This is a genomic window from Cytobacillus sp. FSL W7-1323, assembly GCF_038595015.1.
Lineage (GTDB): Bacteria > Bacillota > Bacilli > Bacillales > Cytobacillaceae > Cytobacillus > Cytobacillus kochii.
Genome location: NZ_CP151998.1, coordinates 3,438,175 through 3,451,499, shown reverse-complemented (window position 1 = coordinate 3,451,499; position 13,325 = coordinate 3,438,175). Strand labels below are relative to the sequence as shown.

Here is a 13,325-nt window from a genome sequence, read left to right as displayed (position 1 = left end):
TTTATTATTGTAAGCGTTTTCAATCATAATCCTGGAGGAGATATCCTTGGAAGGTAACGAGAAAAGAATAGAGACCAAATGTATTCATTCTGGTTATGATAGTCAATTATATAACGGCAGTTTAATACCACCTTTATTTCAAACAGCTACATTTACATTTTCAAGTGCAGAGGAAGGTGCTCGCAGGTTTGCCTCTGAAGAAGCAGGGTATGTCTATTCACGTTTAGGGAACCCGACTGTTGAGATCTTAGAAAAACGAATGGCAGAATTAGAAGGGGCAGAAGCGGCATTATCATTTGGATCTGGAATGGCAGCTGTTTCATCTGTGTTAATGACATTAACGAAAGCGGGAGACCATATTTTATGCTCACAAGGAGTATATGGATGCACATATGGTCTATTGCATTTATTAGAAGAAAAGTACCAGATTTCACATCAGTTTTCTACTATGAGCTCTAGAGAAGAGTTAATGAGTTGTATTACACCAGAAACCACTTGTATTTACATTGAAACACCGATTAATCCAACGCTTGATATTGTTGATCTTGAAATGGTCGCAGCAATAGGTAAAGAAAAACAAATCCCTGTTGTAGTAGATAACACCTTTTGTTCCCCTTATTTGCAAAATCCAATTTCATTTGGATGTGATATTGTTATCCATAGTGCAACAAAGTATTTATGTGGCCATGGAGACGTCATTGCTGGCATTGTGGCAGGTAAAAAAGTGTGGATGGACGACATTGCGAGACATACAAGAAAGGATATAGGTGGTATTATATCTCCCTTTGATGCTTGGTTATTATTAAGAGGTATCAAGACATTAGCTATTCGATTAGACCGACACAGTCAACAAGCTACTATTCTTGCCGAATTTTTACGAAATCATGAAAAAATTGAGCAGGTTAATTACCCAGGTTTTGCTGATAACCCACAAGCTAAGATTATCGCAAAACAAATGAAGCAACCCGGGGGGCTTATTTCTTTTAAAATTAAAGGAGGACAAAAAGAAGCGCAGGCATTGATGAATCATCTAAGTCTAATTAAAGTGGCTGTGAGTTTAGGTGATGCAGAAACTTTAATTCAACATCCGGCAACGATGACACATGCTGTCGTTCCTAAAGAAGAGAGAGAAAAAATGGGGATTGGAGATAATTTATTACGGCTTTCAGTGGGATTAGAAGCAATCGAAGATATTAAAGCAGATCTCTCTGAAGCGTTAAATCAATTCAAATAACATCATCTAATCAAAATGCGAACAAATGTATATATCCTTATTTGTTCGCATTTCTTGAAATTATAAGAACTTCACTAATTCTTTTACAAATGCTTCTAGCATCTTTTCATCTATTTCATCAAAGCGGTCTTTTTCAGGAGAATCAATATCTAAGACACCTAATAATGTTCCATCTTTTACGATAGGAATGACAATTTCCGATTGAGAAGCCGCATCACATGCGATATGGCCAGGAAAAGCATGGACATCTGCAATTCTTTGCGTCTCTTGTCTAGAAGCAGCAGTGCCGCAAACACCTCTACCAACTGGGATTCTTACACATGCGGGCAATCCTTGAAATGGTCCGAGAACAAGTTCTCCGTCTTCCATTAAATAAAAGCCAACCCAATTTGTACGGTCTAAAAATTGATTTAATAAGGCAGAAGCATTACTTAAGTTGGCGATTGTATTTTTTTCACCTTCTAATAATGCAGCAAGTTGCTTAATTACTAGTTGATAATTTTCTTCTTTATTTCCTTGATAATTTTCGACGTTAAACATCATACATCACCATGCTTTCTTTAAGTATTTAAGGTATTATGCCATAAAATAGGTTAAAAGGGGAGACTTTGTCGACAATTAATAAAAGGAAAATCTCTTTTATGCAAGAATAGATTTATTATAACAAGAACAGAGGATATTTGAACAAAAATCTTGTTATAGGGAGGCGAAAGAGCGCATGAAAGAAAATGCTAAAGTGGCAATAATTGATGCAGCTATCTATCTCTTCAACCATAAAGGGTTTAATGGAACATCTGTCAGGGATATCGCCAGTAAAGCAAAAACAAATGTTGCTAATATATCCTATTATTTTGGTAATAAAAATGGTTTGTTAGAGCAATGTTTAACGGAATATTATGAAGCATATATTCAAGAAATTGAGAAAGGGTTTAATCTCTTAGACCGAGGACCGACACATTCCCTAAAGGCCGTTGCTGAAAATATCCTTTATTTCCAATTTGAAAATGTGCAATTAACGAGACTGATTATTAGAGAAATGTCGATCGATTCGCAAATGGTCCGAGAAATTATGTCCACTTATTTAACAAAGGAAAAGTATTATCTAAATAGAATCTTTGAACAAGGATTCAAGACGAAAGAATTCTACTTAAACACGACGGCGTATTTAATCCTACAATGGAAGAGTCTGCTTACTATGCCGTTTCTTAATAGTCATTACTTAACAGAAGTGCTTTACCTTGTTCCCCATGAAAGTTATTTTGTGGAGAAGTATGTACGTGAGACTCATGCTTGGATTGATCATTTTGTTTGTAGAAAAGAGCCAAAAGAGCAGCAGGTGACATTGCTAAATGTTTTGTAACTGGGAATTTAACTTACTCCAACCGTATCCCACAAGTTTTGCTTGATGAGCGTCGGAGCCGTATACAAGTGGAATGCCCATACTCATTGCTTTTTGTGCGACTGATGCAGGAGGATAACTTTCAAGACATAGCGGCTTAATGAGCCCAGCGGCATTATAGTCCAGTTCGTAGTGCTTGTCTTTAACAGCATTCAAAATATCACTAAGTTCCTTTTCAAATTCCTGTTCAACGGGAAATTTTTTTTGGAATTTTTTAACTAAAGTAATATGTCCAATTCTCGTTGGTTTATACTGACCAAGGTCGCTTAAGATGGACTTTTGAACTGTACGAAAATAATGTTGATATACGGCATCGATAGACCCGTATTCATTAATCATATCTTGGAAGACATCAGGACTATAATCTAAACAATGATAACCATTTTCCCCTTTTAGGAAATGAACAGACAAGATGGCGTCATCGATACTTGGGCCGATTTTATTCAAAAATGCCGTTATTTCGTCTTCATACCCTTCAATATAATCCACTTCTAGTCCGATATGGATATTGAGTTCCTTTTTATATTGTTGTTTTAACTGCTCAACTTCGTCTAAATAATTGGCAATATCACTATTTTTCATAGCACTATCTTTGGCTGGCGCCGGGTCAATAAAATCAATAGGTAAAGGGGCATGCTCAGTAAAAGTGATATCAGTAAAGCCTTGCTCTATCGCTCTATTAATATAATGTTTCATATGATCCTTTGTTCCATGAGGGCAATAAGGCGTATGAATATGACCATCTTTTTTCACGTGAAAGCTCCTTTTTATAGCGAAATAATTGTTATTTCGTGCGATATATGAGATAAATAAAAATAATCATTTATACGTGCAGATTTAACTTTATTCAGTTATTTTTACGGGGAAATAGAAGTTTTTCTGGTCAATTTAAGATGTAAAAAGATTGATTATACGAATTTTGTCCAATTATTTCAATAAAATCTTAAAATAATAGTCAAAAAATGTCGTTTACATGGTATCATAAAAGCATTGAAATGAACAAGAAAATGATTAATTTAAGTATATATATTTGGTGCGGTAACAGAACAGGGGGCTTTACAGATGGGATATGTAATTGGTGTACTCATAGTTTTCATATGCATTTATTTTACAGGGTATTTTTTTAAGAAGAAATACTTCAAGGAAGTGGATCGACTAGAGACATGGAAGCTTGAAATTATAGATCACCCTGTTTTGGATGAATTATCGAAGGTGAAGGCACTAAATATGACAGGTCAAACAGAAAAATTATTTGAAAAATGGCGTAGTGCTTGGGACGAAATCGTCACATCACAGCTTCCTGAGGTTGAAACGACATTATTTGATGCGGAAGAATACATAGATAAATATCGGTTCAATAAAGCAAAGGAAAGCTTAAATAAAATTGAAGCGGAATTGAACCTAGTAGAGGAACAAATCGACCAGATTTTAATAGAGCTAAAAGAGTTAGTAGGAAGTGAAGAAAAGAACCGCCTCGAAATGGAAGCGTTAAAAGATACATACCGCAATTATAAAAAGCGATTACTAACACAACGTCATGCCTATGGCAAGCCGGGGGAACAACTCGAAAATAGGCTAGGTGAAATGCATAATGAATTCGAGTTATATACTCAAAAAACAAATGAAGGAAACTATCTTGAGGCACGAGAATTAGTTCTTGCTTTAAATCAAAAGATGGAAGAAATGAATGATCATATAGATCAAATTCCTGTATTACTAGTTGAAGTCAATAATAAATTGCCTAATCAGTTAGCAGAATTAAAGGATGGGTTTGAGGAGATGAAAGAGCAAGGGTACCTACTCGAACACCTCCAAGTAGAAAAGAATATAACTGAAATCGAAGAAGAAGTTAAAAAAATAATTGAGTTAGTTGAAGAGATAAACGTAAAAGCTGCTTCTGAACTCCAAGATGAAATTAAGGAACGAATTGATAGTTTATATGAACAGCTAGAAAAGGAAGTTATGGCGAAACACTTCGTTTCTAAAGAAGAAAGCAACGCGAAAGATCTCTTGATTGATAGTAGTGAAAGACATATGGATTTAATAGAAGAAATGCGAGTTATTTCCGATACATATCATGTACCAGACACGGAAAGTGATACACAGGACAGACTTCAGAAGCTACTCACTAATGCCATCAAAAGATATGAAGTATTGGAAGATAAAATCAAGGAACAAAAAGTCCCCCATACAGTTTTAAAAGAAGAATTGACAACTGTAAAAGAAGAATTAGATATGATAAAAGAGGAACAAACTCGTTTTAGTGAAAAATTAGAAGCATTACGTAAAGACGAAATGGTAGCTAGGGAAAAAATTAATGATTTAAAAAAGCAGGTTAGTGACGTAGCTCGCTTAGTATCAAAAAGTAATATTCCGGGTTTACCAGAAGAATATAAATTTGTAATGAAAGAAGCAAACGATCAGATTAAAGAGGTCATCTTACGACTCGAAGAAAAGCCACTAAATATTGCTTCTGTTAACGATTATATGGAAATAGCCTTAATATCAGTAGAGAAAGCAGTTGAATACACGGAGGATATGATAGAGACATTTTCGTTAACTGAAAAGGTCATTCAATATGGTAATAGATATCGCAGTCGTCACCTAGAGTTAAAGGAAAAATTTACGAATGCCGAGCTTGCCTTTAGGAATTATGAATACAAAGCAGCACTTGAACTGGCAGCAACCGCGATTGAAGAAGTAGAACCAGGAGCGTTAGAGAAAATTAAAGATTGGATAAATGAAGAGGAAAAAAACTGATGTGGCTACATCAGTTTTTTTAGTTTGAATTCGCTTGCTATAGTTGTTTCATTCGTTTATAAGTGATTACGAACTTAATTTAGTGCACTGACTGTCTGAACAAAACTCAAAAGAAATGAATAACAATAAGAAAAAAGCGAAGGCCCCTTTTCCTTCGCTTTTCTTAGTGACTATTTCTTTTTTTTTAATCTTCTTGAGTTTGTAACTGTTCTTTCGGGTTTGTATTGAAAGCGATAATAAAACCAACAATTGCACCAATGATAGCAGGTACAAGCCATCCAATACCTACACTAAATAACGGCAAGATAGAAAGTGTGTTATTTAGTCCTTCGCTCCCAAGACCAGCTGCATTTAATCCATCAATTATGCTAATGATTCCTGTTGGAATGAGTGCGCAAATATATACAATAGATGCTCCTTTAAATACATTGTTTATTAGTGAGAGAAGGATAAGCACAATAGCTAATGGATAAAGGAATGTTAGCACTGGTACTGAGAAATTAATTAATTGTGTCAAGCCGACGTTTGCAATGGCCATACTAAAAATTGAGAAAATAATAACGAACTTTTTATATGAAATACTTGGTACAAGTTTATTAAAGTAAGCTGCGCAAGAGGAGATTAATCCCACAGATGTTGTTAAACAAGCGAAAATGATCGCAAATCCGAGAATATAACCACCTGCAGAACCAAATAAAAATTGTGCGGCTACTGATAATAACGCACCGCCATTTGGTTGTACACCTAATGTATTTGGAGATGTAGAACCAATATAAGCAAGTGATACATAAATAATGGCTAGACCAGCTGCGGCAATAAGTCCAGCGGCAATACAAATCTTTGTAATTGAAGCTTTTTTCGTAACACCAAAGCCTTTGATTGAACTGATCACGATAATACCAAATACAAGAGCGGCAATCGTATCCATTGTCAAGTACCCTTCAATAAACCCTTTAAAGAAGGCACTGTCTACATAAGCGCCTGTTGGAGCTTGAGGGTCTCCTATTGGTGAAATAATCGCTTTTATTACAATTACAGCTAGAATAATTAATAGTAGTGGCGTTAGAATGTTACCGATTACATCTACAAGCTTACCTGGATTCATAGCTAATAAAGTCGTAAGCACGAAGAAAACAATTGAGAATATTAAAAGTGGCCAAATTGAATTGGCAGCGTTTTCAGATAAAAACGGCAATACTCCAATCTCATAAGAAACTGTTCCTGTACGAGGAATGGCAAATAGTGGACCAATGACTAAATACATTGCCACAGTAAAAATTAATCCATACAATGGATGAACTCGATTTGCCATTGTCTGTACATCACCAGATTTTGCAATGGCAATAACAGCAATGAGTGGTAGTCCAACACCAGTAATTAGGAAACCAATAATTGCTACCCATACAGAAGTACCAGCTTCTTGTCCCAAAAATGGTGGAAATATCATATTCCCTGCTCCGAAGAATAGAGCAAAGAGCATTAAACCTATTGAAAAGATTTGTTTGAACGAAAGTGTGTTATTATTCATACAATTTACCCCCTAAGTCGCTCGTCAATAGTCACTATAAAATTTTCAACAGAAACTATAGTACCATGGTTTTGACGAAATGTGTCGAATTATAAAAATGTTGTAATTTTGGGTATATTGAAATAACGGTGGCAAACTTTGAAAGGAATAGATTTTCGGAGTTTTTTTAAACCAATTATTTTCATTATAAATTAAAAACCCAAAATTATAAAGCAAAACCTGTATTAATACACAAATTTTTTTTCGGTTGTGTATCGTAATAATTTGTTTTTACAAAATAGTGAAATTACATTTCGTCTTTATACAAATAACATTTCTATCTAAGCGAAAATTATGCTATGATTAAAAATTGCATAAGTGTTCTTCAAGGAGGAGCCGTAATGATTTATCTAGATAATAGTGCAACAACTCAACCATATAAAGAAGTAATTGATGCGTTTGTAAAAGTTTCTTCTACCTTTTTTGGTAATCCATCATCCCTCCATGGAGTTGGTGAGAAAGCTGAAAAACTATTGCAACAAGCGAGGAGACAGATAGCAGAATTGCTTAAAGTAAAAGAAAAAGAATTGCTGTTTACTTCAGGTGGTACGGAAGGTAATAATATGGCAATTAAAGGAATTGCTAAACAATATCAGCATCGTGGCAATCATTTAATTACAACAACCATTGAACACCCTTCTGTAATTGAGACAATGAAGCAGTTAGAAAAAGAAGGATTTGAAGTGACTTATCTACCTGTAGATGGGGATGGGAGAATTTCTCTAGATGATTTACAAGTAGCTATAAAGGAAGAAACGATTCTTGTCTCTGTTATGCATGTCAATAATGAAATAGGGACCATTCAACCAATTAAAGCTATTGGAACTTTATTAAAAGAATATCCTAAGGTTTTCTTTCATGTCGATGCTGTTCAATCAGTAGGCAAAGTCCCACTGGAGTTATATGAATTTGGTATTGATGCATGTACAATGTCAAGCCATAAATTTCATGGCCTAAAGGGTTCGGGTATTTTATATTTACGACAAGGAGTAACCCTAATGCCCCTCCTTGCAGGTGGTAACCAAGAAAGTGAATTAAGGAGCGGCACAGAAAATACTGGTGGAATTGTCGCGATGGCTAAAGCGTTGAGGATGACAAATGATTATTTCAACTCTAGCTCTAAACTTTCTCATTTAATGAATGAAATGAGAATAGCATTGAGTGAAATAGAAGATGTCATTATCCATACGCCAATAAAGGCGACAGCCCCACATATTCTTAATTTCTCTGTTAAAGGCTTTAAGTCAGAGGTTTTTGTTCATGCCTTGGAAGAGAATGATATTTATATTTCTACCACGAGTGCGTGTTCATCTAAACATGCTCAAGCGAGTAGTACATTACTTGCTATGGGTGTAAAAGAAGAAATTGCCTTGAGTGCTGTTAGAGTGAGTTTAAGTTATCATACAACGGCTGATGAGGTAGAAAAGTTTATTCATGAAGTGAAACACACTATATTTCAACTGAGAAAGGTAATGAAAGCTTAATGAAATACGATAGAATATTAATTCGTTATGGAGAAATTTCAACTAAAGGAAGAAATCGTAAAAATTTTATAGATAAATTAAGAAAAAGCGTAAAGAGAGTACTACATGATTTTCCTGAAATCAAGGTCGAGGGGCAAAGAGATCGCATGTTTGTTCTGCTTAATGACCAACCACATGAAGAGATTATTGAGAGATTAAAGGGTGTCTTTGGTATCCAGTCTTTTAGTCCGGTTTTGAAGGTTGAAAAAGATTTAGATACAATGAAGGAAAAGGCATTACAATTAATTCAAAAGGTTTATCAAGAAGGCGATACGTTTAAAATCACTGCGAAAAGAGCAGATAAAAGTTTTGCATTAGATACGTTTGGTATTAACCAAGCATTTGGTGCACATATACTAACAAATATGCCTTCTATCTCAGTTGATGTGAAAAAACCAAGTATAAACTTAGTTATTGAAGTGAGAAAAGAAGCAAGTTATATTTCATGTGAGAATATTAAAGGAGCTGTTGGCTTACCAGCTGGTTCAAGTGGGAAAGGTATGCTCATGTTATCTGGTGGGATTGATAGCCCTGTTGCAGGGTATTTATCCATGAAAAGAGGAATTGAAGTCGAGGCTGTTCATTTTTATAGCCCTCCATTTACAAGTGAAAGATCAAAACAAAAAGTCATTGATCTAGCGGAAAAGCTCTCTCGAATTAATGGTGGCGTGGCGCTTCATATTGTTCCTTTTACTGAAATACAACAGCTGATACAAAAACAAATTCCTGATAACTATACAATGACAACGACAAGAAGGTTAATGCTTAGAATAACAGACGCGCTACGAGAAAAATATCAAGGATTATCCATTATTACTGGTGAGAGTCTTGGGCAAGTTGCCAGTCAGACGATGGAAAGTATGTATGCTATTAATGAGGTGGTTAGCACACCCATTTTAAGACCTCTGATTATGATGGATAAAGCGGATATAATCGACATAGCTCAAACTATTGATACGCATGATATTTCTATTCGTCCATTTGAGGATTGTTGTACCGTATTTGTACCTTCATCACCTAAAACGAAGCCGAAGCTTGAAAAAGTTCAACACTTTGAAAGCTATACAGACTTCGAGCCGTATATTCAAAAAGCAGTTGAAAATACCGAAAAACTTGTTATTATGCCGAATTCAAACATAGAAAAAGAGATGGAAGATCTTTTTTAAACGACCTTTATTACAAAAAGATTACAAAAAGAAATTTAAATGAAACAATTACCAAATATTTATTGCATAGTGCCATGTGATTCTACACATTCTATACTCACAAGGAGGTGAAATCACATGGCAAACAACAGCTCAAATAACCTTGTAGTACCTGGTGTACAACAAGCTCTTGATCAAATGAAATACGAAATCGCAACTGAATTTGGTGTAAACCTTGGTGGAGAAACTACTTCTCGTGCTAACGGTTCAGTTGGTGGAGAAATCACTAAACGTTTAGTTCAAATGGCTGAACAACAATTAGGTGGTTACCAAAAATAATTTAATATGATGGCTACAAAAGGGCGGAGTACTCACTTCGCCCTTTTTTATATTTAAAAAACTTCAAATTGACGTATTTTGTTTAAAAGTTTTTGAATGGCAGGCGTCATTGATCTGTCTTTCAAATAAGCAAGGTAAACAGTTCTATTAAGAAAAATAGAAGTGATTGGCAAGCCAATAATATGAGGTGTAGGATTATAATCTAAATAGCTTTTAGGCAAAATAGTCACGCCTAAACCTTCTTCAACCATTTTACAAGCAGTTTCTAAGCGCTCGATTTCATATTCAATTTTTGGATAAAGCTGTTCCTTCATAAAAGCTTGCAGCACATCTCCTCTCGTTTGGAAACCCTCACGACTAATAATAAATGCCTGATTAGCAATATCGGTGAGCTCTACAGAATTTTTACGAGCAAGTGGGTGTGTTTCGTAAACTGCTAACATAAAAGGCTCATGATAAAGCGGGTGTGAAGTTATTAATTGATTATGCATAGGCTGATTGGTAATCGTAAAATGAACATCCCCTTCTAATATGGAAGAAATAACTTCTTTTTGGCCAAGTACTTCATTAAATTGAAAGTGTATATCAGGATAGGTATTTTTAAATTCCTTTATGACTTTGAATAGCCAAAACTTGGCAGATTCAATAATGCCAATATTAATATGACCGTCACCTGTTTCGGCCATTTCTGCAACTTCTAGTTGAAAATGTTCGAATTGTCTTACTATATGTAGAGCTCTTTGATAAAAAACCTTTCCGATATCTGTCAAATAAATGCTTCTTGTATCTCGTTTAAATAGCGCCATCTTTAAATCATTTTCCAATTTTATAATGGCATTACTTAATGATGGCTGTGATATATGTAAAATTTGTGCTGCCTTAGAAAAACTCTGCTCATCAGCTACTGTAATAAAATACTTTAATTTCCTTATTTCCATTTTTTCACCTGCTTATAGTTAAAAGCTATAGATATATATATATTTGGTATTGGTCATTATAGCATAACTCTTTATATACTTTTTTTATACGAAACGTTTCTAAATGTATCTACACAGAAAGTTCAGAAATTTAATAAAAATGAGGGAGTTCGCAATGTACAGTCAAGGAAGGAAAGATCAATGGATAGGCAGAATTGACTCTTTAGAAGATCGAAAGAGTTTTAGATACCATCAGGTTATTAAAACGGAAAATCTTCTCACACCGAGTGATAAAACGCAAATATCTAGCTATGGACTTATCGGATTCGAATGTGAAGAAGGAGTAAGAAGAAACAACGGTAGACTAGGAGCGAAAGAGGGACCAAATGCTATAAAACAAGCAGTTGCTAAATTACCTTTTCCATATGATGTTGATACCAATATTTATGATTTTGGTAATGTGGTTTGTGATAGTCAGCAGTTGGAAGAAGCACAAGTAGAATTAGGGGATTTTGTTAGCTTAATTCTCGATAAAAAATCTACACCTATCATATTAGGTGGTGGTCATGAGACACTTTACGGTCATTATTTAGGTGTTAGGAAGTCGATAGGTAAACAAAAGAAATTAGGTATCATTAATATTGACGCACATTTTGATTTACGATCATATGATGAAGCGCCGTCATCGGGTACGATGTTTAAACAAATATTAGATCAAGACGAAAATGCAAATTATTTATGCCTTGGTATACAAAAACAAGGAAATACTGCTTCTCTTTTCGAGACTGCCTCCAAACTAGGTGTAACCTATATTCTAGAAGAAACCATTCATGCGGAAGGTTTAAAAGAAACAAAACAAGTAATAAATAATTTTATTAAAGAATGTGATGTGTGCCTGTTAACTCTGTGCATGGATGCAGTTAATTCTGCCTACGCACCAGGTGTAAGTGCACCATCTCCATTTGGCTTAACTCCATTTGAGGTAAGGGAAATTGTTCGATTGGTTACAAATAATGATAAGACGGTTTCGTTTGATATATCCGAAGTTAATCCTTCATTAGACAGAGATGGACAAACAGCAGCAGTTGCAGCTCAATTGGTGAGTGAAGCAATCAGCGCATTTCACAGGAGGACAAAGAGATGAACATCACTTTAGATTCAATTTCAACATTGTTTCTTGCTGTCGCCCTTTTGTTAATCGGTAGCGTATTAATAAAAAAGGTGACATGGTTAAATCGTTATTGTATACCTGCACCAGTAGTGGGCGGATTATTATTTGCTCTACTTATTTTAATTTTAAAACAAACAGGGCTAATGAACATTGAATTAGATACATCACTACAAAGCATTTTTATGCTTACCTTTTTTACGACGGTTGGTTTAGGGGCTAGTTTTAAATTAGTGAAGCTAGGTGGCAAGCTACTTATCTTCTACTGGATTGCCTGTGGCGTACTTGCCTTGTGTCAGAGTGCAATTGGTATTTCTCTAGCAACCGCTCTTGGTCTGGAACCGTTACTAGGTGTCATGATGGGGGCTGTTTCTATGGAAGGTGGACATGGTGCTGCAACGGCATTTGGCGGAACCATTGAGGAATTAGGAATAGAGTCTGCACTATCCACTGGATTAGCTGCTGCTACGTTTGGTTTAATAGCTGGTGGTTTAGTTGGGGGGCCGACAGTTAAGTATTTAATCAATAAATACAAATTAACACCTAAACAATCAAGTGATTCAGCCAGTGAAATTGCTCCAACATTAGAAGAGGAAAAAGATCATTCACCAACTTCTACTAATCATTTTATGGTACAAGTTCTCATTATTACTTTTTGTATGACGGTTGGATCATTATTAGGAGAGTTATTCTCCAATGCAACAGGTTTTGTATTACCAAGCTATGTTGGAGCAATGTTTGTTGCTGTAATCGTAAGAAATATTGTCGATAAAGTAAATGGACGCATCATTGATATGAAATCAATCAATTTCATTGGTGATATTACATTAGGTATATTCCTCTCAATGGCGCTGATGAGCATTAAACTATGGGAAATTGCTGATCTTGCTCTTCCGATGCTATTCATTGTATTTATTCAAGTGGTCTTTATCGTATTGTTCTCTATCTTTGTTCTATTTAAGCTATTTGGAAAAGATTACGATGCTGCTGTAATGGTCGGTGGTTTTACGGGTCACGGTCTTGGGGCAACACCCAACGCGATGGCGAATATGTCTGCCATTACTGAGAAATATGGACCATCCCCAAAAGCGTTTTTAATTGTACCAATTGTAGGGGCTTTTCTCATAGATGTCTTTGCTATGCCGATTATCATTACGAGCATCAATTTATTATCTTAAACAAACATACTGTACGAAGAATCCGAGCAATTATTCCATTCAGGGGATGAGAATATAGCTCGGTTTTTTTTTGATAAATTTAATTTGGACTCAGA

12 protein-coding genes are annotated in these 13,325 nt (G+C 35.2%); 8 read left to right on the top strand and 4 right to left on the bottom strand.

Features of this window, described 5'->3' with window-relative positions; genetic code table 11:
- Positions 1-46 precede the first annotated feature (46 nt).
- Positions 47-1,234, top strand: coding sequence for a methionine gamma-lyase (gene megL / locus MKX67_RS17365; RefSeq protein ID WP_342488498.1), 1,188 nt, complete (start codon positions 47-49; stop codon positions 1,232-1,234).
- 60 nt (positions 1,235-1,294) lie between these two features.
- Here the strand turns inward: megL and MKX67_RS17360 are convergent, their stop codons facing one another.
- Positions 1,295-1,774, bottom strand: coding sequence for a GAF domain-containing protein (locus MKX67_RS17360; RefSeq protein WP_095372263.1), 480 nt, complete (start codon positions 1,772-1,774; stop codon positions 1,295-1,297).
- A gap of 178 nt (positions 1,775-1,952) precedes the next feature.
- On the opposite strand from MKX67_RS17360, the gene refZ reads away from it, so the two are divergent.
- Entirely contained in the window at positions 1,953-2,594 is a 642-nt protein-coding gene (gene refZ / locus MKX67_RS17355) for a forespore capture DNA-binding protein RefZ (RefSeq protein ID WP_095372264.1), read from the top strand.
- Here the strand turns inward: refZ and hisJ are convergent.
- Positions 2,580-3,386: a histidinol-phosphatase HisJ gene (gene hisJ, locus MKX67_RS17350; protein WP_322910344.1), complete on the bottom strand. Its 807-nt coding sequence runs from the start codon at positions 3,384-3,386 to the stop codon at positions 2,580-2,582. The genes refZ and hisJ overlap by 15 nt on opposite strands.
- Positions 3,387-3,695: 309 nt before the next feature.
- On the opposite strand from hisJ, the gene ezrA reads away from it, so the two are divergent.
- Entirely contained in the window at positions 3,696-5,393 is a 1,698-nt protein-coding gene (gene ezrA / locus MKX67_RS17345) for a septation ring formation regulator EzrA (protein ID WP_342488497.1), read from the top strand.
- Positions 5,394-5,577: 184 nt separating this feature from the next.
- Here ezrA and brnQ read toward each other — a convergent pair whose 3' ends face one another.
- Entirely contained in the window at positions 5,578-6,921 is a 1,344-nt protein-coding gene (gene brnQ, locus MKX67_RS17340; RefSeq protein WP_342488496.1) for a branched-chain amino acid transport system II carrier protein, read from the bottom strand.
- Between the two features lie 380 nt (positions 6,922-7,301).
- Between brnQ and MKX67_RS17335 the strand changes: the two genes are divergently transcribed.
- From MKX67_RS17335 to MKX67_RS17325, 3 genes are all read left to right on the top strand, one after another.
- Complete coding sequence (locus MKX67_RS17335) at positions 7,302-8,444, top strand: cysteine desulfurase family protein (protein ID WP_322910343.1); 1,143 nt, start codon at positions 7,302-7,304, stop codon at positions 8,442-8,444.
- Positions 8,444-9,649 carry a tRNA uracil 4-sulfurtransferase ThiI gene (gene thiI / locus MKX67_RS17330; RefSeq protein ID WP_224935750.1) on the top strand — a complete coding sequence of 402 codons (1,206 nt, stop codon included), beginning with the start codon at positions 8,444-8,446 and terminating at the stop codon, positions 9,647-9,649. Before MKX67_RS17335 ends, thiI begins: the two co-directional genes overlap by 1 nt.
- Positions 9,650-9,766: 117 nt before the next feature.
- A complete protein-coding gene (locus MKX67_RS17325) occupies positions 9,767-9,967 on the top strand; it encodes an alpha/beta-type small acid-soluble spore protein (protein ID WP_066191274.1) in 201 nt (66 codons plus the stop codon).
- A gap of 53 nt (positions 9,968-10,020) precedes the next feature.
- On the opposite strand, the gene MKX67_RS17320 is transcribed toward MKX67_RS17325, so the two are convergent.
- Positions 10,021-10,905 carry a LysR family transcriptional regulator gene (locus tag MKX67_RS17320; RefSeq protein ID WP_307316827.1) on the bottom strand — a complete coding sequence of 295 codons (885 nt, stop codon included), beginning with the start codon at positions 10,903-10,905 and terminating at the stop codon, positions 10,021-10,023.
- Between the two features lie 154 nt (positions 10,906-11,059).
- On the opposite strand from MKX67_RS17320, the gene hutG reads away from it, so the two are divergent.
- Together hutG and gltS are read left to right on the top strand one after the other, a co-directional pair.
- Entirely contained in the window at positions 11,060-12,028 is a 969-nt protein-coding gene (gene hutG, locus MKX67_RS17315) for a formimidoylglutamase (RefSeq protein WP_307316829.1), read from the top strand.
- Positions 12,025-13,230, top strand: coding sequence for a sodium/glutamate symporter (gene gltS / locus MKX67_RS17310; RefSeq protein WP_095372272.1), 1,206 nt, complete (start codon positions 12,025-12,027; stop codon positions 13,228-13,230). The genes hutG and gltS overlap by 4 nt, the downstream gene beginning before the upstream one ends.
- The last annotated feature ends 95 nt before the right edge of the window (positions 13,231-13,325 follow it).